The sequence below is a fragment of the Paraburkholderia sp. DHOC27 genome (assembly GCF_003429005.1).
GTDB lineage: Bacteria > Pseudomonadota > Gammaproteobacteria > Burkholderiales > Burkholderiaceae > Paraburkholderia.
Genome location: NZ_QVQV01000001.1, coordinates 655908 through 679156 on the forward strand (window position 1 = coordinate 655908; position 23249 = coordinate 679156).

Annotated in this window: 16 protein-coding genes; 6 read left to right on the forward strand and 10 right to left on the reverse strand. The window is 63.3% G+C overall.

Going from position 1 to position 23249, the window contains the following annotated elements:
* Positions 1-10: 10 nt before the first annotated feature.
* The 5 genes from glgX to D0B32_RS02900 all read right to left on the reverse strand — a co-directional run bounded on the left by glgX (position 11) and on the right by D0B32_RS02900 (position 12600).
* Positions 11-2197, reverse strand: coding sequence for a glycogen debranching protein GlgX (gene glgX, locus D0B32_RS02880; protein ID WP_117332163.1), 2187 nt, complete (start codon positions 2195-2197; stop codon positions 11-13).
* A 255-nt stretch (positions 2198-2452) separates the two neighbouring features.
* Complete coding sequence (gene glgB, locus D0B32_RS02885) at positions 2453-4669, reverse strand: 1,4-alpha-glucan branching protein GlgB (protein ID WP_117332164.1); 2217 nt, start codon at positions 4667-4669, stop codon at positions 2453-2455.
* Positions 4662-8120: a maltose alpha-D-glucosyltransferase gene (gene treS / locus D0B32_RS02890; protein WP_117332165.1), complete on the reverse strand. Its 3459-nt coding sequence runs from the start codon at positions 8118-8120 to the stop codon at positions 4662-4664. Before treS ends, glgB begins: the two co-directional genes overlap by 8 nt.
* Positions 8120-11566: a maltotransferase domain-containing protein gene (locus D0B32_RS02895; protein ID WP_117332166.1), complete on the reverse strand. Its 3447-nt coding sequence runs from the start codon at positions 11564-11566 to the stop codon at positions 8120-8122. The genes treS and D0B32_RS02895 overlap by 1 nt, the downstream gene beginning before the upstream one ends.
* A gap of 371 nt (positions 11567-11937) precedes the next feature.
* Entirely contained in the window at positions 11938-12600 is a 663-nt protein-coding gene (locus tag D0B32_RS02900) for a DUF1345 domain-containing protein (protein ID WP_117332167.1), read from the reverse strand.
* A gap of 342 nt (positions 12601-12942) precedes the next feature.
* Between D0B32_RS02900 and D0B32_RS02905 the strand changes: the two genes are divergently transcribed.
* On the forward strand, positions 12943-13680 hold the full coding sequence (locus D0B32_RS02905; protein WP_117332168.1) for a metallophosphoesterase: 738 nt from the start codon (positions 12943-12945) through the stop codon (positions 13678-13680).
* Positions 13681-13703: 23 nt separating this feature from the next.
* Here the strand turns inward: D0B32_RS02905 and D0B32_RS02910 are convergent, their stop codons facing one another.
* Together D0B32_RS02910 and D0B32_RS02915 are read right to left on the reverse strand one after the other, a co-directional pair.
* A complete protein-coding gene (locus D0B32_RS02910; protein WP_117332169.1) occupies positions 13704-14405 on the reverse strand; it encodes an RES family NAD+ phosphorylase in 702 nt (233 codons plus the stop codon).
* Positions 14402-14839 (reverse strand): MbcA/ParS/Xre antitoxin family protein, encoded by a 438-nt coding sequence (locus D0B32_RS02915; RefSeq protein ID WP_117332170.1) that lies wholly within the window; start codon positions 14837-14839, stop codon positions 14402-14404. The genes D0B32_RS02910 and D0B32_RS02915 overlap by 4 nt, the downstream gene beginning before the upstream one ends.
* 115 nt (positions 14840-14954) lie before the next feature.
* Between D0B32_RS02915 and D0B32_RS02920 the strand changes: the two genes are divergently transcribed.
* The gene (locus tag D0B32_RS02920; protein WP_147329482.1) at positions 14955-15545 is read left to right on the forward strand and encodes a hypothetical protein; all 591 of its coding nucleotides are present in this window, start codon (positions 14955-14957) and stop codon (positions 15543-15545) included.
* Between the two features lie 60 nt (positions 15546-15605).
* Here the strand turns inward: D0B32_RS02920 and D0B32_RS02925 are convergent, their stop codons facing one another.
* The gene (locus tag D0B32_RS02925; protein WP_117332172.1) at positions 15606-16460 is read right to left on the reverse strand and encodes a LysR family transcriptional regulator; all 855 of its coding nucleotides are present in this window, start codon (positions 16458-16460) and stop codon (positions 15606-15608) included.
* Positions 16461-16558: 98 nt separating this feature from the next.
* Here D0B32_RS02925 and D0B32_RS02930 point away from each other — a divergent pair, with 98 nt between their 5' ends.
* Both D0B32_RS02930 and D0B32_RS02935 read left to right on the forward strand, forming a co-directional pair.
* Positions 16559-16942, forward strand: a complete 384-nt coding sequence (locus tag D0B32_RS02930) for a tautomerase family protein (protein WP_117332173.1) — start codon at positions 16559-16561, stop codon at positions 16940-16942.
* Between the two features lie 155 nt (positions 16943-17097).
* On the forward strand, positions 17098-18792 hold the full coding sequence (locus D0B32_RS02935; RefSeq protein ID WP_117332174.1) for a CHAD domain-containing protein: 1695 nt from the start codon (positions 17098-17100) through the stop codon (positions 18790-18792).
* A 3-nt stretch (positions 18793-18795) separates the two neighbouring features.
* Here the strand turns inward: D0B32_RS02935 and D0B32_RS02940 are convergent, their stop codons facing one another.
* The gene (locus D0B32_RS02940; protein WP_117332175.1) at positions 18796-19506 is read right to left on the reverse strand and encodes a phosphatase PAP2 family protein; all 711 of its coding nucleotides are present in this window, start codon (positions 19504-19506) and stop codon (positions 18796-18798) included.
* A gap of 447 nt (positions 19507-19953) precedes the next feature.
* Between D0B32_RS02940 and D0B32_RS02945 the strand changes: the two genes are divergently transcribed.
* Both D0B32_RS02945 and D0B32_RS02950 read left to right on the forward strand, forming a co-directional pair.
* A complete protein-coding gene (locus tag D0B32_RS02945) occupies positions 19954-21147 on the forward strand; it encodes a PHB depolymerase family esterase (RefSeq protein ID WP_117332176.1) in 1194 nt (397 codons plus the stop codon).
* Positions 21148-21309: 162 nt separating this feature from the next.
* On the forward strand, positions 21310-21486 hold the full coding sequence (locus tag D0B32_RS02950; protein ID WP_117332177.1) for a DUF3563 family protein: 177 nt from the start codon (positions 21310-21312) through the stop codon (positions 21484-21486).
* A 261-nt stretch (positions 21487-21747) separates the two neighbouring features.
* Here the strand turns inward: D0B32_RS02950 and D0B32_RS02955 are convergent, their stop codons facing one another.
* A complete protein-coding gene (locus tag D0B32_RS02955) occupies positions 21748-23247 on the reverse strand; it encodes a deoxyribodipyrimidine photo-lyase (RefSeq protein ID WP_117333430.1) in 1500 nt (499 codons plus the stop codon).
* Between the last annotated feature and the right edge of the window lie 2 nt (positions 23248-23249).

The window sequence follows — 23249 nt, forward strand, 5'->3', positions numbered from 1 at the left end:
TAACGGGCCTTCAGATGCCCGGGCCGGGCGGCATGGAGGTCAGCAACTTTTCACCGTGCTCCGGTCCCGCCTTCCAGCCCGCCTGCCAGTCCGCGTCGCCCACCGGTTGCGCCATCAGCATGACCAGCGCATGCCCCTCGACTTCGACTTCCGGCGCGGTCAACGCATGCGACGCAATCTCAGGATGCGCGGTGTCGATAAGCACGTGCCATTCCAGGTGCGGTGCAGGAGGAGTGAATCGCAGCGTGTCGGCGGACGCGTTGAGCATCATCAACAATACTTCCGTTTCTCCGTTCAGTCCTGGACCCGCACGCCGCAGCGTCAACGCGCGTCCTTCCGGGTCTTGCCAGGCTTCAATGGTGAGCGGATCGCCGCGCTCGTCGAACCAGCCCACGTCGTACAGACCCGGCAGAATTTCACGGTCGCCAAACAGAAAGCGCGTTTCGCGCAGCAACGGGTGCTGCTTGCGCAGCGCAATCACACGCGCAAGGAAGTCGGTCATCTTGCGACCTTCTTCCGAGCCCGCGTGCTCCCAGTCGATCCATGATAATTCGTTGTCCTGGCAGTACGCGTTGTTGTTGCCGTCCTGCGTGCGGCCCGCTTCGTCACCGGCCAGCATCATCGGTGTGCCGAGCGCGATGAAGAGCGTCGCAATCAGCGAGCGTGCCACGCGTGCGCGGGTGGCGAGAATCGCAGGGTCGTCGGACGGACCCTCCACGCCCCAGTTCGAACTGCAGTTTTCGTTGTGGCCGTCGTTGTTGTTTTCGCCGTTGGCTTCGTTATGTTTGTGCTCATACGACACCATATCGGCGAGCGTGAAGCCATCGTGCGAGGCCACGAAATTGATCGACGCCCACGGTTTTCTGAAGCGGCGATTGAACAGATCGGCCGAACCCGTCAGACGCGCGGCAAGATCGGGACGCAGGCCGGCGTCGCCACGCCAGAAACGGCGCACGGTGTCACGGAAACGGTCGTTCCATTCTGCAAAGCCCGGTGGATGATTGCCGAGCTGATAGCCGCCCGGCCCGATGTCCCACGGCTCGGAAATCAGTTTGCGCTGTGACAGGATGGGATCCTGACGCAACGCGTCGAAGAAACCGGAGCCAGGATCGAAGCCGTTGTGCTCGCGCCCGAGCGTGACGCCCAGATCGAAACGGAAGCCGTCGATATTGAAAGCGGTCGACCAGTAGCGCAGCGAGTCCATCACCATTTGCAGCACGCGCGGATGCGGCAGGTTCAGCGTATTGCCGCAGCCCGTGTCGTTGATGTGGTGGCGCTCGTCACCGGGCACGAGCCGGTAGTAGCTGGCGTTGTCGAGGCCGCGCCACGAGACCGTTGGGCCCATCTCGCCGCCTTCGCAGGTGTGGTTGTAGACCACGTCGAGAATCACCTCGATGCCGGCCGCGTGCAACTGGCGCACGGCAATGCGCATTTCGTCGAGCCGGTGCGTGCTCAGATACGAAGGCTCCGGCGCAAAAAACGCTGCCGTGTTGTAGCCCCAGTAATTGCGCAGACCGCGTTCCACCAGAAAGCGGTCGTTCAGAAACGCATGCACGGGTAGCAATTCCACGGCAGTCACGCCGAGCTTTTGCAGATGCTCGATGAACTCCGGCGAAGAGAGTGCCGCGAAGGTGCCGCGTTCGTGCGCGCGCAGATGCGGCCGCCGCATTGAAGCGCCACGCACGTGTGTCTCGTAGATGACGGTGTCGCCCCACGGCACGTTGGGCCGCGTGTCGTGCGACCAGTCGAAGGCCTCGTCGATCACCACGCACTTCGGCATGGCAGGCGCGGAGTCCCGCCGGTCGATGGAGAGATCGAGCCGGTTCGAATGCACGCGGTAACTGAACAGCGCGTCGGACCAGCGGAATTGCCCCACGAGTTTGCGCGCATACGGATCGAGCAGCAGCTTGTGCGGATTGAAACGGTGCCCGTTTTGCGGCTGATACGGCCCGTGCGCGCGAAAGCCGTACGCGGTGCCGGGGTGGGCATTGGGCAAATAGCCATGCCAGATTTCATCCGTACATTCAGGCAACGTATAGCGCCGCGTTTCCTTGCGGCCGGTCGGGTCGAACAGGCACAACTCGATCTGCTGGGCATTCGCGGAAAACACCGCGAAATTGACGCCTAGACCATCCCAACTCGCGCCGAGTGGGTAGGGCGAACCTGGCGACAGCCGATCGGGCAATACATGCGACATGGTTTCCCGTCCTCGTTCTGATTAGTCGTGTCTTCGCGGGGCGTTCGTGCAGGCCTTGGTGTGGTGCCTTGGTGTGGTGCCGTTGCATGTCGTTTGCTGGCGGTCTGCGCAGGCAGATGGACCACTCCGCCTGCGCACCACAGTCACAGCGTAAATCACCCCGTTACATGGCCCTATACGACCAGAGCGCGACCAGAGCGTGGAGCGCGCACCGTGCACACGAGATGCCGATGCCGCACGCCACGCCCTACCGTGTCACGTATCCGCGCGCAGCACGATGGTCGCCAGCGGCGGCAGGATCAGCGCGGCGGAATGCGCCTTGCCGTGGCTCGCAATCTCCTCGGTATAGATCAGCCCCGCATTGCCGACGTTCGAGCCGCCATACACGCTGGCATCCGTGTTGAGGATTTCGCTCCAGCGGCCGGCCACCGGCATGCCGAGCCGATAACCCAGCCGCGGCACCGGCGTGAAATTGCAGACCACCACCAGTTCGCGCCCCGCGCCGTCCACGCGCCGGTAGGCAAACACGCTGTTGTCGGCGTCGTCGCCGATCAGCCATTCGAAGCCGCCAGGTTCGCAGTCGAGCGTGTAGAGCGCGGGTTCATCGGCATAGAGGCGGTTCAGATCGCGTACCAGCAATTGCGTGCCGTGATGCAGCGGATCGTCGAGCAGATGCCAGTGCGGCGAGCCGTCGTGATTGAACTCCGCCATCTGACCGAATTCGCCACCCATGAAGAGCAGTTTCTTGCCCGGATGGGTCCACATAAAGCCGAAATAGCCACGCAGATTGGCAAAGCGCTGCCAGCGGTCGCCCGGCATCTTGCCGAGCAGCGAGCCTTTGCCGTAGACCACTTCGTCGTGCGAAAGCGGCAGGACGAAATTCTCGGAATACGCGTACACCATCCCGAACGTCATGTTGTGGTGATGGTAGCGGCGGTAGACCGGGTCTTCCTCCATGTAGTGCAGCGTGTCGTGCATCCAGCCCATGTTCCACTTGAACTCGAAGCCGAGGCCGCCTTCTTCGACCGGCGCGGTCACGCCAGGCCAGGCCGTGGACTCTTCCGCAATCGTGATGGCGCCAGGCACGCCCGGCACGAAGCCCACTTCGTGATTGAGCCGCTTGAGAAACGCGATGGATTCGAGATTCTCGCGCCCGCCGTAGATGTTCGGCACCCATTCGCCGGCCGCGCGTGAATAGTCACGGTAGAGCATCGAAGCCACTGCGTCCACGCGCAGGCCATCCACGTGATAGCGCTTGAGCCACGCCAGCGCCGAGGCAATCAGGAACGCGCTCACCTCGTTGCGGCCGAGGTTGAAGATCATCGTGTTCCAGTCCTGGTGATAGCCTTCGCGCGGATCGGCGTGCTCGTAGAGCGGCGTGCCGTCGAAATTGACGAAGCCGTGGGCGTCGTTAGGAAAGTGCGCCGGCACCCAGTCGAGAATCACCCCGAGCCCCGCTTCGTGCGCCTTGTTGACGAACATCGCGAACTCTTCGGGCTTGCCGAAACGCGCTGACGGCGCAAACTGCCCGAGCGGTTGATACCCCCACGAGCCGCCAAACGGATGCTCCGCAATCGGCATGAATTCGACGTGCGTAAAGCCCATGCCGTGTGCGTACGGAATCAGGCGGTCCGCGAGTTCCGACCAGTTGAGTCCGCGCTGGCCGTCTTCCGCGACGCGCAACCAGGATTCCGCGTGCACTTCGTAGATCGAAATAGGCGAGCGCGCCGTCTGATTGGCGCCGCGCGATTGCAGCCACGCTTCGTCGGTCCACGGAAACTGTTCGATCTCGTCCACGTGCGCAACCACGGAAGCCGTAGCTGGTGGCCGTTCTGTTTGCATGGCGCACGGGTCGGCCTTGAGCGGCAGCGGATAGCCGTCGCGCGAGAGCAACTCGTATTTGTAGCGCGTGCCGGGGCCGATGCGCGGCACGAACAGCTCCCACACGCCCGCCTGATGACGCAGCCGCATCGGATGACGTCGTCCGTCCCACGCATTGAAGTCGCCGACCACGGAGACGCGCCGCGCATTCGGCGCCCAGACGGCGAAACGCACGCCGGGCACGCCATCAATTTCCATGGGGCGCGAGCCCAGGCATTCGAGCACGGCATACGGATCGCCATTGGCAAGCCGGTGTAGCGGCTCATCGCCCAGCACGGGGCCAAACGAATAGGTGTCCTCGATTTCCTGCACCGGTCCGTGCCAGTCGACACGCAAACGATACGGCACCGCCGCGTTGACACGGCCGATGAACAGGCCGCCGGAGTGCACCTGTTGCAGTTCGCCGAGCACCGCGCCGTCCGCGCGCGCAATCACGGTGACGTGTGCCGCATTCGGCAACAGCGCGCGCACCACCGGACCAGCGTCCGTGTGATGCATGCCCAGCTGCGAAAACGGATCGGGGTGGCGCGCTTCGACTAATGCATCCAGATCCAGCGGATGAAGTCCGGCATTCGGATCGTACTCACTCATAATCGCCCTCGGCCGGGTTAGGCGGTGTGGCGCCGGTCGAGCCGGTCGCCGGTGGGTCGTGGGGCATACCTGTGTCGCCGAGCAAGCGGCTCGCGAGCGCGGCGAGGCCGCGCACCGGCAAGCCGAGCCAGGTGGGACGATTGGCTGCTTCGTAGCGGATTTCGTAAGCGGCCTTTTCGATCAGGAACAGATCGAGCAAGGCTTGCTCAGACGCGGGCGCGACCAGCGGTTGCGGCGCCAATGTGACGGCGGCGCGATACTGCTCGAGGAAACTCTCGGTGGCATGCACGCGGAAGCGGTCGAACAGCGCGCGCTTGCGATCTGCGGTTTGTTGCGGCGCGCTTTCCGTAGTGGATTGCGCGGCGGCGCTCGCATACGAGAACGAACGCAACAGACCTGCAACGTCGCGCATCGGGCTCGACTTCTGACGACGTTCGTCGAGCGAGCGCGCCGGTTCTCCTTCGAAGTCGATCAGGAACGCGTCGCCTTGCGCGACCAGCACCTGACCCAAATGGAAGTCGCCGTGAATGCGCGTGCGCAATGCGCCCGCGTCGGCCGGCACCAGCTTCTTCACCGCTTCGACCAGCGCTTCGCGGCGATCCAGCAGACTGCGCGCGAGGCCCTGCGTGTCCTCGGCCAACTGGTCCAGACGCGGTCCCAGCAGATCGAGCGCGGAGTTCAGCAGGCTCACAGTGCCTTCGATCCACGCCTGCACCTGCTCCGGCGTGGCCGCTTCCGGTGCGAAAGCCGGGTCGTCGGTGGGCGAAGCGAGCGCGACGTGCAGTTCACCGAGCCGCTTGCCGATCACACCCGCCATCGCGCGATAACCTTCGATGGCTTGCGCTTCCTTGTCGCGATCGGGCACGGCGTCGTCGGCATCGACGGCGAGCGCGAGATCGTCGATCATGCGGCGCAGGTAATCGAGCGCCCAGTTCCACGCATCGCCCTGGTTGTCGATAAAGCCTTGCAGGATGCACAGCGTGTGCGGCACACCGGCCGGATCGACGCGCACTACTTCGCCGTACAGCGGCGCAGTGTTGGCGTAGCCGATCTTCGTCAGATAGCGGCTGATTTCCGCTTCCGGATGGATGCCGGCCACGAGCCGCCGCACGAGTTTGAGCACCACGGCGTCCGCGATGATCAGCGAACTGTTGCTCTGCTCAGCAGCCAGCCAGCGGATTTCCGGACGCTCGCCCAGATCGAGTTCGCTCAGACGATCCGTGGGAATGAAGCGGATTTCGCTCTTCTGCACGGTCGGCACGACAGCACGTTCCCGCAGCTTGCGCAGCACGTTGTGCGCGAAGATCGGCAACGCGAACGCGTCCGTCAGATGGCCGACGTTGCGGCCACGGCGCACGCGCGCCAAGGCCAGTTGCATGAACAGCGGGTAGGTCGTTTCACCGCCCCACGTAATCGCGATTGGCAACACGTAGCGCTCGGTGTGGTCGCCCACGTCAGCTTCGATTTCAGTGAAGGCGAAACCGCCGTTCGGGATGGTCGTCAGCGCGGCGAGACGCACGGCGTGCAACTGCTGGTCTTTCGACGCAAACCAGCGGCGCCGGCTGAGCCATGACGGCAGCACTTCGGATTCCAGCAAGCGGACGTTTTCAGGAGTCGGGCCGACCTGTCCTTCGCGAATCACGATGGTCACGAATTCGGGCAGCGGCTCGGAATGTGCCTGCGCCCAGGTGGGACGCTGCGTGCCCGGGCAGATCAGGAACCACAGGAAGCCGTAGGGCGGGAAGGTCAACAGATAGGTGAGCTGACCGATGGCCGGAAACACGGAGTCCGCGGTCATTTCGATCGGCACGGAACCGGCGAACTCGGACAGGTCGAGTTCGACTGCTTGCGGCGCGCGCGACAGATTGGCCACGCACAGAATGGTCGGCTCGCCGGGCAACTCGCGCAGATACGCAAGAATCTTGCGATTCGCGGGCTTCAGAAATCGGATCGTGCCACGGCCAAAGGTTTGCTTGGCGCGGCGCGTGGCGAGCATGCGGCGCGTCCAGTTGAGCAGCGAATGCGGATCGCGGCTTTGCGCTTCCACGTTGACGGCATCGAAGCCATACAGCGAGCCCATCACCGGCGGCAGAACCAGTTGCTCGGGATCGGCGCGCGAGAAACCGCCGTTGCGGTCGGACGACCATTGCATCGGTGTACGGACGCCGTCGCGATCGCCGAGGTGGATGTTGTCACCCATGCCGAGTTCGTCGCCGTAATAGATGACGGGCGTGCCGGGCATCGACAGCAGCAATGAGTTGATCAGTTCGATGCGGCGGCGGTCGCGTTCCATCAACGGTGCAAGACGGCGCCGGATGCCAAGATTCAGGCGTGCGCGGCGATCGCTCGCGTAGGTGTTCCACAGATAGTCGCGTTCCGAATCCGTGACCATTTCCAGCGTCAGTTCATCGTGATTGCGCAGGAAGATCGCCCATTGATTCGTCTCCGCCAGATCCGGCGTTTGCCGCATGATGTCGGTGATCGGGAAGCGGTCTTCGCTCGCAATGGACATGTAAATGCGCGGCATCAGCGGGAAGTGGAATGCCATATGGCATTCGTCCTCGTCGCCGAAATATTCCTTCACATCTTCCGGCCACTGATTGGCCTCGGCGAGCAGCATCCGGTTCGGATATTCGGCGTCGATGGTGGCGCGGATCTTCTTCAGAATCGCGTGCGTTTCCGGCAGGTTCTCGTTGTTGGTGCCTTCGCGTTCCACCAGATAGGGCACCGCATCCAGCCGCAGCCCGTCAATGCCCATGTCGAGCCAGAAGCGCATCACCTGTAGCACTTCCTTGATCACAGCTGGATTGTCGAAATTCAGATCGGGCTGGTGCGAATAGAAGCGGTGCCAGTAGTAGGCGCCTGCCACCGGATCATGCGTCCAGTTGGACGGCTCGCTGTCAATGAAGATGATGCGCGTGCCGGTGTACTTCTCGTCGGTATCGGACCACACGTAGAAGTTGCGATGATTCGAGCCGGGCTTCGCGCGGCGTGCGCGCTGGAACCAGGGGTGCTGATCCGACGTGTGGTTGATGACCAGTTCGGTGATCACACGAATGCCGCGGGCGTGCGCTTCCTGAATGAAGTGCTTCACGTCGGACAGGTTGCCGTAGTCTGGATGCACATTGCGATAGTCGGCAATGTCGTAGCCGTCGTCGCGACGCGGCGAAGGATAGAACGGCAGCAGCCAGATCGCATTCACGCCGAGTTCGGCGATGTAGTCGAGCTTCGCAATCAGGCCGGGAAAATCGCCTACGCCATCGTTGTTCGCATCGAAGAACGATTTGATGTGCACCTGATAAATGATGGCGTCCTTGTACCAGAGCGGATCGTCGCTCAAGGTCGAAGGCTTGCCGCGCCGCGCTGGCCGCGGCTTCACCGCAACGCTGGTGGTGGTGCCTGCAGCCGTCTGGACCGGCGACGTGCTCTCGGATGGGTCGTCACGTTTCATTACGCACCTTCGTTAGGAGTTGTGCCGCCGGCACCAGCCGGGCGGGTGCCATTGTCGTCATCGGGGCTGGGCGGTTCGGGCGGCAGGCCGCCCACCGGCGCAATGCGCCAGATCGCGAACGGCATGACGCCAGGATTCAGGCGCACGTGCTGCCAGCGGCCGTGCCATTCGAAACGCGTCCCGGTCATTTGATCGACCACTTCGAGCGTGGCGTGATCGTCCAGTTTCCAGTGCGCGAAAGTGGCCCAGGAAAGCTCGACATCCGCGCCCTGTTCATTGAAGGGATCGAGGTTGATGGCCACCACCACGACGTTGTCGCGCGCTTCGGTGGCTTTCTCGAAGAACAGGATGCGGTCATTGTGCGCCGTCAGGAACGTCAAGCCCAGATGCGATTGCAAGGCCGGGTTCGCGCGCCGGATGCGATTGAGCGCGGTGATTTCGCCGACGATATTGCCCGGCCGGTTCCAGTCCCACGCACGCAACTGATACTTCTCGGAGTCGAGATATTCCTCGCTGTTGGGTAGCGCAGCCGCCTCGCACAGCTCGAAGCCGCTATACACGCCCCACAAACCAGAGAGTGTGGACGCCAGCGCCGCGCGCATCAGAAAGCCCGCGCGTCCCCACGACTGCAGATGGCGCGGATTGATGTCCGGCGTGTTGACGAAGAAATTCGGCCGGTAGTATTCGCGCACATTGGTCTGCGTCAGCTCGGTCAGGTAATCCGTGAACTCGCGCTTCGATTCGCGCCACGTGAAATACGTGTACGACATCGAGTAACCGATCTTGCCGAGCCGGTACATCATGCGTGGCCGCGTGAACGCTTCGGCGAAGAAGATCGTGTCGGGGTAGCGCGAGCGCACGTCGGCGATCATCCACTCCCAGAACGGCAGCGGTTTCGTATGCGGATTGTCGACGCGGAAAATGTGCACGCCCGCTTCGATCCAGAACAGGATCACGTCGCGCAAGGCAAGCCACAGGTCTGGCTTGGCATCCTGCGCGTAGAAGTCGGGATTGACGATGTCCTGATACTTCTTCGGCGGATTCTCCGCGTAGCGCAGTGTGCCGTCCGGCCGCCACGCAAACCACGTGGGATGCTCCTTCAGCCAGGGGTGGTCCGGCGAGCACTGAATCGCGAAGTCGAGCGCGATTTCGAGGCCTTGCTCATGCGCGGCGGCCAGCATGGCCTTGAAGTCATCGAGCGTGCCGAGTTCAGGATGCACGGCCGAGTGGCCGCCTTCCTTGCCACCAATCGCGTACGGACTACCCACGTCACCGGGCTGGGCGTTCAGCGTGTTGTTGCGGCCCTTGCGGTTGGCCACGCCAATCGGATGGATCGGCGGGAAATACAGCACGTCGAAGCCCATCTCGCGCACGCGCGGCAGCTTCGTGATGACGTCCTTGAAGGTGCCGTGGCGCGATTCGTCGTCGCTCATCGAACGCGGGAAGATTTCGTACCAGCTGGCGAAGCCCGCGGCCGTGCGCTCGGCGTCGATGCGGTAGACCACCGGGTCGCGCGTCAGGAACGGCCTGTGACGGGCCGCGGCCATCGCCTTCGCCGTGGTCGGCGCGAGCAGCAAGGCAAGGCGCGTGTCCGGGTCCGCTTTGGCGAACACCTTGACGATATGTTCGAGCGGGTCGGTGACGGCGCCTTCCACCGTCTCCACTTCGGCGAGCACGAGCGCAAACAGATGGCTTGCTTCGTCGATCTCGGTCTCGACCGTTTGCCCCGCCTTCAGCTTCTTTTGCACGTGCTCGACCAGTGACGCAAAGTCGTCGCGCCAGGCGAGCACGGTGAACTCATAGCGTCCGATGCGTTCAAGCGGAATGCGCGCTTCCCACAAGTCGATGCCGACCGGCTGCGCGGGGGCCATCGGGACTTCGCGCCAGGCGGTTTCATCGGCGGCGCGATACATCACAGCGGCGGCGATCTTGTCATGCCCTTCCGCGAAGATGGCTGCCGTGACCCGCACCCGCTCGCCGACAATTTTCTTGACGACGAAGCGGCCGTTGTCGATTGACGGCGTCACGCTTTCGATGGCGACACGCGGCGCGGCGATCGCTTCCATCACGGTCTTGCGGCCGCTGCGCTTGCTGTTGGGTTTGTCGATGGGCGGCGCGAGGCGAATCGGCTTCTCGGCTATCGCGCTGAACAGACGGCACGCGCCGGGTCCGAGTGTGAACGGAGCGAGGGCGGCCGGCTTGGAACCGGCGGGCGCATCCAGAGGCACGAAGCGCGTGAAGTTGCCTGGCACGCCAGTCAGGAAACGTGCAGGATCGACGCGCACGGGCGTGCCGAGTTCAGGGTTGACGACGATCAGCGTGGCTTGATCGCTGTCACGCAGATCGAGCCGGTCGCCGCGCAACAGCACGGCAGCGGGCGCGCCCGGTCCGCTCAGCGCGCGCAGTTCGCCTACCGTTTGCAGCGGTTCGCTGTCGCGCATCACGGCGTTGACGTGCGCGATGCGCTCGGACAGATCGAAGCGCGCGTGACTGCACGACTCCGCAAACTGCGCACGATCGCCACGCGAATAGGACATGGGTTGCGCGACGCCGTATTCGAAGCCCATTGGCATCATCCAGCCGGTGCCGGTGGCAGCCGCCGTGAACAGCGCGCGTTGATAGGCGCGTTCGACGATGGTCGCATCGTGCACGTCGTCGAGATCAGCAGCGAGGCGCGTACCGTATGGCGCTTCCGGAAAAGCGATGGGCGCGCCGATGCGGATCAGTGCCGCGTGTTCATCGGTCATCCAGCTGGCGCGGAAGTCCCACCAGCGGATCGACGAGAACACGCTGTCGAAACCGGCACCTTCCAGTTGAGCGAGATCCTGGCGCGCGAGACCCGGCGTGGCGGCGAGAAAACGCACCGCCGGATGCTTTGCCCGCACCGCCGCCCCAAGCTGGTGCCAGAAGTGCGCGGGCACGCGATGCGGCGAATCGAAACGGAATCCCGTGACGCCTGCTTCGGCGAGCGTCAACAGTTCGCGCGTCCACCAGTCGAGCAGCGCGGCGGTGTTGCCGTCGTCGTTGAAGTTGGCATACGCGACGTTGTCTTCGCGATGCGCATGACGCGGATCAAGACGCGCCTCTTCCGATTCGAACGGGTGGAACCAGTCCGGATGCTGCGTGAAGAGTTCGCCGTCGGCGGCTACGCGGTCGATCACCAGATCGACCAGCACGCTCACGCCGTGCCGCTGTGCGGCCTCGGTAAGACTTCGCAGGGCCTCAGGCGCGGACTGCTGCGCCTCGAACGCCGGGTGCAGGCGCTGATGGTCGCTGACCACCTGCGCATGTCCCGCCCTGCCGGGCTGGAACAGCGCACCGATCAGGACATGATCGAAGCCTAGCCGGGCCGCGTGCTCGAAGCGCGCGGGCCACGCATCGAGCGGTCCGACCAGAAAAGAGTGAAGAAAATAGATCCGCGGCGCATACCTTTGTGAAGGTTCCATCGGTCGTTTCCAGATTCGTCCTGCCGCGATATGGATGCATGGCTATGCGATCACATCGCTCATTGGGCTTCCAGAGCCGGATGCCGCGCGTCGCGTAAGTCGACGGGCACACTGGTCAATGTAGTGCAAAGATCGATCGGCCGCAGGGCTGAATCGAACACTACGCTCGCGCTTCTCACCAGTTACGCGGTTCTGGACCAGATAAATGCGAGACTTTCAGCAAGCGTTGTGCCAGACGGGACAAGGCTGACAGCGTCAGTGACAGGCGGGGGCGCATCGGGTGATGCGCGCGGCGCGGCGTTGCGCCGGGCCGCGACGGACGTGTAAATCGGACGCGCGGGGTGCGCGATTTACACGTCACAGAATGGACATCACGAGCCGAGCAGGCCCGCCGCGATGTTCACGCACAGGCCGAGCACGGCCACGTTGAAGTAGAACGACAGAATGGATTGCGCCAGTGCGGCACGGCGGATAGTGCGCGAGCACAGCACCACGTCGGAAGTCTGCGAGGCCACCGCGATGGTGAACGAGAAGTACAGGAAGTCCCAATAGTTCGGCTGAAGTCCGTGATCGGGAAACTGCAGCGCGGTCTGTTTGGGATCGGAGCCATAGTAAAGCCGCGCGTAGTGCAGCGTGAAGATGGTTGGAATGAAGAACCACGCGCCGATCATGGTGAAGCCGGTCACGGCGTAGTGCGCGAGCGTGGAGGCTGGGCCGAGGTTTTTTGCCGACGCGAGTTCGAGCACGATGGCCGCGATGCTTGCCACCGTCGCAAGACAAACGACGACCAGCACGACGCCGGCGTTCTCGTCGTCGCGGATCGCGAATTCGCGCACGCTGCGCTCATCGGCCTGCGCCATGTGAATCCAGATCAGGATGAGATAGATCCAGATAGCGACGTCCCATGCCGCCAGCACGCGGATCATGGGCCGCATCGCCCAGGGCGCGACGAGCGCGGCGATGATGCCGATCACGAGCGCCACGACCATGCGCGGACGATTGCGAAGTACCTGCGGATAAAAGTTCGTTGGCATGGAAATGAAAGGTGAGGGATGTACTCGAACAGGAGCGATGTTGAGCAAAATTGTGTGCCGACGATTCTACCGCGTGCCTCGCACGATGCTCGGGCGTCGACTCATCGAAGCACGAGATCAGGTTTGAGTTTTGTTGGATCGTTCCTGGTTGCCCGATTTGCGGTTGCAGCAACTATGACCGTCTGAAGCATGTGTCAAACGGCTTCGTTCGGCACGCTTTGCCGGATCGTGTCGCGTGCTGAGCGATTCGTCGGGAGCAAGGCTGCATGCGGCATGTGAAGCCGCCGAGAAAAGATAGAAACCGCGCATACGCGCTTTGCGGCGCCGTTCTATTATGAGCGCATGGCTACCGCACTCTTTACTGATGTTCAGCACCACCCGGTCAATCGAAGCGGCCGCGACTTTGTCGTGGGCGACCTGCATGGCTGTGTGGATGCCTTGCGCTATCTGTTGCGCGAGGTCGAGTTCGACCCGGCGCGCGACCGGCTGTTTTCCGTCGGCGATCTGATTGATCGCGGCACGCAATCCGAGGAGGCGCTTGCGCTGCTCGACAAACCCTGGTTTTACGCCGTGCTCGGCAATCACGAGGACACGCTTTGCGCAGTCGCCGAAGGGCGCCTGCGCAGGCAATGGTGGTACGGCATTGGCGGCGTGTGGGCGGCGCAACTGTCCGACGAAAAGCTGCGTGACTACGCGCAGCGTCTGAGCTCCTTGCCGCTTGCACGCGTGGTGGGCAGTGGCAGCGAGCGCTTCAACATCCTGCACGCGGAATTCTTTGGCAGCGACGCCGACCTGGATGTGGGCGACTTTTCCGCCGACGAACGTCAGCAACTGCTTTGGGGACGCGACCTCGCAATGGGCAACGGCGATCCCAGCATCCAGCGCACGCTCTCTCTGACGTATTGCGGCCACACGCCGATGCGCAGCATTCAGCAGATCGGCGCCCAGGTGTTCATCGACACCGGCGCATTCGGACCCGGCGGCAAGCTGACGATGGTTGAAGCCCGCAAGCCGCAACGCTGGTCTGTCACAACCGAAGCGGCGCGCGCGGAAGGCGCGGCGGCGCTGGCGTTGCCTTGACGCACTCATCGCGGCTTGCTGGGCTAGCCGACCTGGTTTAGTTCGAACACCGCATCCACCGCTTTGCCGTTCCAGTTGTATTCCAGATACGCCGCATGGTGGCAGTCGCGTAACAGCGTGGTCTTGAACGCCGCGAGACACTGGCCGCCCGCATCGCGCACCGAAGGGTAGGCGATGCCCGGTGCGCCTGCCGCCCGCGCGGCTCTTCCGAGCGCTTGCCCGGCGTGATAGTCGTTGGGCGAGAGCACGCCTTGGTCGAGCGACGCGTCGTCGCGCACGTCCACGACCTCGCCTTCCGCACTCACCGTGTACAGACGCATCTGCTGACGCATGGGTGCCTCTGCCGTTGCGGCCAGAAACTTGCCCGTGTGATAGCGCGTTTCAGCGATTGCGGTGGCGCGTGAACGGGCGCAATAGAACACCCCGTAGCTGCCGTCGGAAAAGCGGCTGCCCAGCGGATTCAGATGCGTGAAGGCCGCCATGATCGGGCCATAGCCGGGGCCGAAACGGCGCTCCTCGCGCGGCACCAGATCCAGTTCGCCGATCTCGGTGCGCAGACGGTCGTTGGTCATGGCTTCGAGTGCGTACAGCGCCTCGAAATCTTCGGGGTCCGCCACGCGGTCGAACAGGTTGACGGCCGGGAAGCGCGTTGGGATCACGCGAAACGCGGGCGACCAGACGAGCGGCGCGGCGCGCCAGCGGTCCTGCCATTGCAATTCAGTCACGCCCAGCCGCCTCGCATCGCGTCGAGATACTGGCGCACGGCGACGAGGTCGCTGATATTGCCGGCGAGCAGCCGGTCCAGCGCGCTACGGCCGCCGAACGGCGGGGCGCTGTTGGGGCGTTTGACCCAGCCATCGGCAGCGGCGGGTTGCGGCAGAAGGATTTGCAGCGCCTTGTAGATGCCGAGCAGCAGCGACAGCCGTTCGAGCGTGTCGCGCCCCAGCCGGGCGGTCTGCGGCTCGGATTTCCATTTGAAGAAGGTCGAGCGGGCCGGCGATCCGAGCAGGACGATCTGTTCGTCCGTGCTCAAGTCCCAGGCCTGCGTAATCTTGAAGAACGCCCGCAGGCCGGCCGCCGACATTTCGGTCAACGAAGGCTCCGCGACAGCGCCGTGCAGTGGCGGGCTGTCTTGAGAGGCACGAGCGGCATGAGGCATGGCACGGTGTCCTGATCTGTACTGTATCCTGATATTAGTCTAAATCTGGATTAATGCAAGGGCGCAACAGGTATAATCGCGACCCGACGAAGAGATTGATGATCAGGAGACGCAGGTGATGTGGGTGCGAGCGGTAGGCGTAGCAGTGAGTTTGATGATGGCATGGGCGGGCACCGCGCAGGCGGCGCAATACACGGAAGTGTGGAATCCGCCGGAGGCGCGACATGCGCCGAAACGAGGCAAGGTGAAGGTGCCGGCGGGGAAGGCGGCGCCGCAGGGCAAAAACGGACGGCCGGGTGCGAAGATGGCTGCGCATGCCAGCGGCGCTGACAAGCCCGCTAGCAAGGCGGTCATTGCGCAGAAGTCGCATCGCGTGACGACTGCTCAGGTCGAAACGCGTCATGCCGCCAAGCCTAGCGCAACTTTGGGTTCTTCGAAGACGCGGGTGAAAACCGCTGGGCTGTCCGCAGGTGATCGCAAGATCAAAACGGCCCAAGCGAAGCCTGCGCCGAAGACGACGGCGGCACACGCCAACGCGCCGAAGCTGGCGACCAACGCCGCCCCGACATCACGCCCGCCCGCGACGGGCAGCGCGGCCGCTTCGCACTCGACTATTCAGCCAGCGACTCAGGCGGCCGCCCCAGCGACGAGTGGGACGGTCAAGCCCCTCGCTGAAAACAGCAATCTTCCGCCGATCCTGCACTGAGCCAGGCCTCTGGCGTGTGCATGGCGTGAGGCGGAGTCATACGCACAGCGGCGCGCCCCGCTAGATGGTGCCGCCCAGTCCACCCGCCAGCATGCGCAGCGTGTCCAGCGAACGGGCATCCCGCACGCGCGAATGCAACGTGACGCGCGACTCGGACAACGGCGGCAAGCCCATGCGCGGCCCAACGTCGATCAGGCCGCGCGGCGCCACTCGCCGTGCCAGCGGCGATACCGCGAGCCCGGCCGCCGTCGCCGCACCCACGGCCGCGACGCCGCCGCCCACGAACGCCTCGCGCCACGCGATACCGGCCGTCTCCAGCGCGTGAATCGCGACGGCGCGCACGTTGCATGGCGGCGTGAGCAGCGCGAGCGGCAAGGGTTCACCGGCGCGCGGCTGCCAGTGTGGCGCGGCGAGCCAGCCGAGCGGCTCGGTGAACAGCACGGTGGCGTCGTCGCGTGGCGCATCGTCGGGCTCGAAGCGCACGATAACGGCATCGAGCCGCCGCTCGTCGAACTGCGCGAGCAACGCCGCTGACATTCCCAGGTGCAGTTCCAGCACCAGCCCCGGATCGTAGGAATTGAGCTTGGCCAGCAACTCCGCCAGATCCGGCCCGGCGACGTGCTCGCTCAAACCCAGGGCCAGGCGGCGCTGCTCGATGGCCAGCGAACCGAGCGCGCGCTCATGCGCGTTCAGCAGATCGCGTGCGGCGCCGAGGAACGCATTGCCATCCGCCGACAGCCGCACGACGCGCGGCGTGCGCTCCATCAATTGCTTACCCAGATGCGTTTCCAGCCGCTTCAGCTTCAGGCTGACGGCGGATTGCGTGGTGTCGAGCGCATCGGCGGCGCGGGTGAAGCTGTGCAGATCGGCCACCAGAACGAAAGCGCGAACCGCATCGAGATCGAGGACTTTCATTTCCAATGAAAATAAATGAAATCAGTTTGAATGCCTGTTCATTATGATTGAAGCGGTCTACGCTGTGTACTCATTCTTCTCATTCAGGAGCGTTGATCATGCCGTTCACCCGTATCGAAGTGCGCGCCGGCAAACCGGCGGCTTACCGCAAAGCGCTGACGCAGGGCGTTTACCAGTCGCTGCGAGAAGTTTTCAACGTGCCGGAAGACGATCTGTTCATGGTCGTCACCGAGCACGCTCCGGACAACTTTGTCTACAGCAAGAATTATCTGGATATCAAGCGTAGCGACGATCTCGTGATCATTCAGATCACCGCCAACAACACGCGCACGGTGGAACTCAAGCAGGCGCTGTACAAGCGGATCGCGGAACGTCTGGTGGAGAATCCAGGCGTGCGGCCCGAGGACGTATTCGTGAATGTCGTGGATGTGCCAAAGGAAAACTGGTCGTTCGGCAATGGCATTGCGCAGTATGCGGTTTGAATACTGATGGAATGATGCAAGGCGCGCGTGAGCGGCGGTGCGCCCATTGCGATAGCAGCTTGCTGCCGCTTCGCGAACCATCCATGTACCATGAATAAGAGGCTTCGCGCCGACGTTGGGCGCACGAGCCGCTTCCCTCACGTTTTGAGGAACTCATGGTTTGTCACTTCGAACTCGTGTTGAGTCTGCCGCGGCCAGCGGCTCACGCGTGGATGGTGCCGCGCAACGAAAACCCGCGCGCGTGGTCCGATGACGAACTCGGCGCGGCATTTGTCGAGGCGCTGAGCGGTGCGCCGCGAGCGGCACGTTGGGCGACGGAGGATGTGTCGAGCGCTGATGCAGCCTGCGGCAGTAACACGACCATCACCCCCTGCCGCGATCAAAACCGCAACCTGGCCGCGGCCAGGCTGCGCGTCCAGCTTGAAACAGGACCGGATGGGCGTCGCGTTAGCGTGACGCGGCATTCGTGTTACTCACCGGCGTTGAGCGTGTGCGAAGTGTCATTTAGCGCACCGCTGCCCGAGTTTGAAGCACCATTAAGCGAGGCATTGGCTGCGGCGCCGCATACGCTTAAACCGACGCTCGACGCGGCAGGCGATCTCACTGCACTCGATGCTCACGCGTACACGCGCGACTGCTGGCGGTGGCAGATGGATGATGCGGTGATGGTTAGTGTGTGGTTCGAGCGGGACGCCATTACTAAGGATGGCGAAGCATCGTTTCCGTTCGAGCTTCGACTTACGACTCCGTTTGAGGAGGATGCCGCGGACGTCGCACGGCTTGCGTTGTTCAAGGCGGCGAACGAGGTGGCGGCCATCGTCCCCGCGTTTCCTGTGCTGCACAGCGCACGCGAAGACATAAGCGAAGACGTGAGCCAGGAAGAACGCGATACCAGTCACAACAGTACGAGCCGCAGTACGAACCACAGCACGACCCTGCACGCCGCGCCCGAAACGCATCCTGCTCGCGCTGCGCCCATCGATCTGACCGATCTCTCGACACCGCAGGCCGCATTGATCGCGATAGGCGGCAATCTCGCCGCGCATTGGTTTGGCAACGATGCGGGGGTACGCGATGCAATCAGCGTCGAGTTCGTGCATCAGTTTCGTGTCTCGCAGAGGCGCCTGAAGACGGCGCTGCGCATCTTCCCGCATTGGGCCGACGAGGCATGGAATACGCGCATCGCACCGGATCTGAAGTGGCTCGGCGGCATCCTCGGAGAGGCGCGAGACTGGGACGTGTTCGTCGATACGACGCTGCCCGCGCTCGCCGCCGCCGACAGTGACGCCACGCGCTGGAATGCCACCCGCGAGCGCGCCAACCTGAGTCGTCTCGCCGCACGTGAACGTGTGCAGGCGGCTGTGGCTTCGACACGCTACGCGCAACTCGCGTTGGCGTGGCTCGAATGGCTGAGCGCGTTGCCGTCACGTGAAGCGCCCGCCAAAGACAGAGAGCAGTCGCTGCACGCGTACGCGAAAAAGCGTGTGCGCAAGTACTACGAGCGTCTCATGAGCGCGCCGAAACTCACCACGCTCGATGACGAGGCGCGTCACAAGGAGCGCATTCACGCGAAGTATCTGCGTTACACGCTGGAGTTTTTCGAGTCGATCGCTTCGCGCAAGACGCGCAGTGAATGCATCAAGACGCTCTCCCGCTTACAGGGCGTGCTGGGCGACGGCAACGACGTGGCCGTGGCACTGCGCTATCTGGAAGCATTGGACGTGGAGCCGTATCAGGCCGGCTTCGCACGCGGGTGGACCGAGGCGGCAAAGCGTTATACGGCGCAGGAGGCGGAGCACCTGCTGCGCGCCTTGCGCGAACCGAAAATCAGACGGGGAAAAGCGGAGTGAATGTCAGACGCTGCGTCCGTCGGAAAGCCTCTGCGCCGACGCCGCACTCTGTCTTTGCGTCAGCGGCACCGTGCTGGGCGGGTCGTACTGACCAGCCTTCCAGCGTGCGCGCACGTACGGGCGTTCGTGGCCCGACACCTTGAGCGCGATATGTGTCACCCAGCGTTGCGTGGGCAGACGCACGCCGTGCAGTGCGACGGTCAATGTCAGCAGACTGACGACCACGGGCATGGCCGAGAGGCGGCCGGGCTCGGCGTCCCATGCCCAGCGCACGAACATCAGCGCCGTGACCGCGCCGACGATACACCCGGTGATGGCTTCCGACGGCGAATGCGCCTCGACGACAACCCGCGAAAGACCCACCGCGATGCCGATGGCGAGGCCGAGCGCCACGCCCGCCGCGCGAACCTTGGACCGCGCCGGCAGCAACATGAGGAACATGGCGACCGGATAGACCGCCGTGGAGAGCGCCGCGTGGCCGCTCAAACCCGTGAAATCGAGCTCGCGAACGCCGACGCCCCAACCGAGAAACGCCAGCTTCGTGACGGTGACGACACCGATTGCCATACCCAGCAGGACCAGCCAGCCCAACGAAATGCGCCATGAATAGCCGAGCGCCAGCCACAGCGCGATCGCAATGGCGAGCGGCAGCGTCACCCCCGCCCCGCCGAGGCTGGTGATGGCAAACCAAAGGTGATGGGGCAGTTCTGGCATGGCAAAAACGCGGCGCACGCCGCGTAGAATCGGAACCCTGTTGAGATAACAACGCGCCAGCTCTTCATTTGGCCGACATGGCAGCGGGACATTTCACGATGTCCGCTTCGGTATGACTGTCAGTATAGACGGGAGTGCCCGACGGGGCGTTCAACGCGCACTTTGACGGGGCCCGATCCGACCGGATGCAACCCCGCCGTCTGCACGCTGCCGGCAAGGTAGAGGCGGGCGACGGCCAGGCCATTGGCCCGCCGCCACGCGCCCAGCGGCGCGTCCACACGCCGCACGGGAGCGCAGCCGTGAGGTCGGTTTGTACCCATGTTCGTACCGACTGATGCGCCGTTGCGATGCTCAGCAATGCATGGGGAATGGTGTTATTGTGCAATGCACAACGATCTGTGATGTTTGCAGCGCGCCACCTGTCCCTTTTTGCGAGGTCATTATCCAATGGCAAAAAGTCTGACGAAAATCTGGTTGGGCGGCTTGAAACGCCTGATTGCCATCCAGAGCAAGCACGCCCGCGATTCGGTCAAGCGCACCGCCGCGCGTCCGGCTCGCCCGGCCGGCAAAGTAACGGCCAAGCTCAAGCCCGTCAAGGCGACCCCCAAGCTCCGCACCCCCGCCAAACGTGAAACGCCGCGTCCGGGTGCGCGCGAATCGCGCGTGCGTCCGCGTGCTGCGGCCTGGGCGAGCGGCGCGTGGACCCGTTCGTTTCACTCGGCGCCGGCCGCGCCGGGGCGGCTCGTCAATCATCTGCAATACGGTCTGTATGTGCCGTCCGGACACACCGCCGGGCCGCTGCCGCTGGTCGTCATGCTGCATGGCTGCAAACAGTCCATCGAGGAATTCGCGGAAGGCACCCGCATGAATCTGCTCGCCGACCGCTACGGCTTCGCGGTGGTGTATCCCGAGCAGTCCAAGCATGTGCACGCGCATCGCTGCTGGCACTGGTATGACGCCAGCGAGACCGCCGGCGGCGCCGAGGCGCGCGCGGTCGTGTCGCTGGTCGATGCGCTGGTGGCCGAGCATGGTTTCGATGGCGAGCGCGTCTATGCGGCGGGGCTGTCGGCGGGGGCGGGGCTCGCCACGCTGCTGGCCACTCACTATCCCAACCGGTTCGCCGCCGTGGCCATGCATTCGGGACCGGCGTTCGGCGAGGCGCGCTCCGGCATCGTCGCGATGGATGTCATGCGCCGTGGGGCGCGTCAGGACCCCGTGGCGCTGATCGACGAGGCCGTCGATGTCGCCGCTTACCCCGGCATGCCCGCCATCATCATCCACGGTGACGCGGATCACGTTGTTGCGCCGGTCAACGCCGAGCAATTGACTACGGAGTTTTTGCGTCTGAACCGCCTGCTCGACGCAGAAGGCGACCGTAGGGCGGGAGAAATGCGCGAGGAGCGCAAGGCGGGCGTGGTGACGCGTGATTACGTGCGCAGCGGACGGCGCGTGGTTCGCCTGTGCCACGTCCAGGCTCTCGGTCACGCCTGGAGCGGCGGCGACGATGCGATTCCGTTCCACTCGTCAAAAGGACCGGATGCCAGTGCGTTGATCTGGGAGTTTTTCAAGCATCAGCGCCGGGTGGCGAAGCCATTGGAAGCAGAGCAGGTCACGGCGCGGGCGGCTGCGGGCGGGCGTTGATCGACCCGCAAGCCCGGCGCGGGGCCGAAATCCGGCCACAACGCGGTAAAAACGAGACATAGAGGAACGCTTCGGAAAAGATCGCTTGGCAACCCCTAGGGTTTTCCCTATAATACGGGTTATCCACTAGGCAGTAACCCTAGATCTTATGCGAGGTACATCATGTTTCTCATTAGCCGCCTTTTCCTGTTCCTGACGAAGTCCGCTGACCAAGTTGCCAAAGAGCGTAGCGACGCTTACCTGGCTGAAGCCACGGATCTGTACGACCTCGAATTCCGTATGCGCAAGCTCGATCGCGAAGCGGCCGTTCGTCAACCGTCGTGGATGACCCAGCACTAAGTTTTCGCGCTGGACGAATCGTCGGAAAGCCACGGTTCGTGTATGTGAGTACTTGCTAATGTTGTAAATGACTCGCTTCGGCTCCGAGATTTAGCTCGCCGAGCGAGTGAGGCCATGACGAAGCCGTCGCGCCTCGACACGCTGTATGCATTCGAATGCACGCGCGTGAATTGCATGACCGTGATTCGCATGAACGTGATTGATCGCACGTCGTGGTAGATTCACAAAGATGATCAGCATCATCCTGTCTCCTTTGGCCGATCATTTGCCAAAGCGCGCCAGCGTCCGCTCTCGCGCTTCCGCGTGATCCACGATCGGCACCGGGTAGTCTTCACCCAGCGTCACGCCAAATTCAGCCAAGCGCTCAACGCCTGCCATCCACGGCGCGTGAATCCACTTGGGCGGCACCTTGTCCAGTTGCGGCAAGTAGCGCTTGATGAAGCGCCCCTCCGGGTCGAATTTCTCCGATTGCGTCACTGGATTGAAAATCCGGAAATACGGCTGGGCATCACAGCCTGTCGACGCCGCCCACTGCCAGCCGCCGTTATTCGCTGAAAAATCAAAGTCATTCAACAACTCCGCGAAATAACGTTCGCCGAGTCGCCAGTCTATTCCCAGATCCTTCACCAGAAAGCTCGCTGTCACCATGCGTAGCCGGTTGTGCATGTAGCCGGTCTGGTTCAGTTGCAGCATCGCGGCATCCACCAGCGGATAGCCCGTGCGCCCGTCGCACCATGCGGCGAATGCCTCGTTCGCGTGCCGGCCTTTCTCCCAGCGCAGCGAGTCGTACTCGGCCTTGAAGGCTGCACCGCTTGCCAGCTTCGGATGGTGAGACAGAATCATGAAGTAGAAGTCTCGCCAGATGAGCTCCGACAGCCACGTCGCAGCGCCTTGTCCATCCGGTTGCAACGAAAGTTCATGCGCGAGTCGCGCGAGTGTGCGAATCGAGATCGTCCCGAAACGCAGGTGCACGGAGAGATAGCTCGGCCCCTTCGCGGCGGGAAAATCGCGCCGCTCCGCGTAGCTGTCGATGCGGCTTTTGAAATCATCGAGCAGATGTTTGGCGCCGCTCGCGCCGGTCGGGATCTTTAGCTCGGCCAGATTGCTGGGCGCGAAACCGAGCTGCTTGAGCTTGGGCAGGCCGTGGTCGAGTTTCGCGGGTGGCTTGGCGAAATGCTTCTTGTACGACTCGACCGGATACGGCTTCAGGTCGAACGCGTTGAGTTCTTTCAACCACGCGTTCTTATAAGGCGTGAAAACCGAGAACGGCTTGCTTTGGCCAGTGAGAATTTCGTCACGCTCGAAGATCACCTGATCCTTGAAGGTAAGCAGTTCACGCCCTTGAGCAGCGAGCTGTTCCCGTACCGCCTCGTCGCGCTCCGCGGCCACCGGCTCGTAATCGTGATTGGTAAAGACGGCTTCGACTTCGAGTTGCGCGGCGAGCGAAGGAATCGCTTCACGCGCGTCGCCATGCATCACGATCAGTCCGCCGCCGTGCTTGCGCAACGCCTGGTCGAGTTCCTCGAGCGTTGCCAGGATGAAGTCGATACGCCTATCCTGGGGCGTCTCTTTCGGATGACTCGCGTGCCATACGTCGATGATCGGTTGCAGGATCGGCGTGTCGAAGACGAACACGCACCAGACCCGCTGGCAATGCTTCAAGGCGTAATAGAGCGCGGCGTGATCGGTGGCGCGCAGATCGCGGCGGAACCAGACAAGGCCGGTGTCGAAATCGGAGTTCAGGCGGCGGACGCGCGTCATGC

Coding starts and splice junctions, on each gene's coding strand:
- glgX (WP_117332163.1), bottom strand. CDS start 2,197: ATGTCGCATGTATTGCCCGATCGGCTGTCGCCAGGTTCGCCCTACCCA.
- D0B32_RS02935 (WP_117332174.1), top strand. CDS start 17,098: ATGGTTTGTCACTTCGAACTCGTGTTGAGTCTGCCGCGGCCAGCGGCT.
- D0B32_RS02940 (WP_117332175.1), bottom strand. CDS start 19,506: ATGCCAGAACTGCCCCATCACCTTTGGTTTGCCATCACCAGCCTCGGC.
- D0B32_RS02915 (WP_117332170.1), bottom strand. CDS start 14,839: ATGCCTCATGCCGCTCGTGCCTCTCAAGACAGCCCGCCACTGCACGGC.
- treS (WP_117332165.1), bottom strand. CDS start 8,120: ATGAAACGTGACGACCCATCCGAGAGCACGTCGCCGGTCCAGACGGCT.
- glgB (WP_117332164.1), bottom strand. CDS start 4,669: ATGAGTGAGTACGATCCGAATGCCGGACTTCATCCGCTGGATCTGGAT.
- D0B32_RS02925 (WP_117332172.1), bottom strand. CDS start 16,460: ATGAAAGTCCTCGATCTCGATGCGGTTCGCGCTTTCGTTCTGGTGGCC.
- D0B32_RS02930 (WP_117332173.1), top strand. CDS start 16,559: ATGCCGTTCACCCGTATCGAAGTGCGCGCCGGCAAACCGGCGGCTTAC.
- D0B32_RS02905 (WP_117332168.1), top strand. CDS start 12,943: ATGGCTACCGCACTCTTTACTGATGTTCAGCACCACCCGGTCAATCGA.
- D0B32_RS02950 (WP_117332177.1), top strand. CDS start 21,310: ATGTTTCTCATTAGCCGCCTTTTCCTGTTCCTGACGAAGTCCGCTGAC.
- D0B32_RS02945 (WP_117332176.1), top strand. CDS start 19,954: ATGGCAAAAAGTCTGACGAAAATCTGGTTGGGCGGCTTGAAACGCCTG.
- D0B32_RS02955 (WP_117333430.1), bottom strand. CDS start 23,247: ATGACGCGCGTCCGCCGCCTGAACTCCGATTTCGACACCGGCCTTGTC.
- D0B32_RS02895 (WP_117332166.1), bottom strand. CDS start 11,566: ATGGAACCTTCACAAAGGTATGCGCCGCGGATCTATTTTCTTCACTCT.
- D0B32_RS02900 (WP_117332167.1), bottom strand. CDS start 12,600: ATGCCAACGAACTTTTATCCGCAGGTACTTCGCAATCGTCCGCGCATG.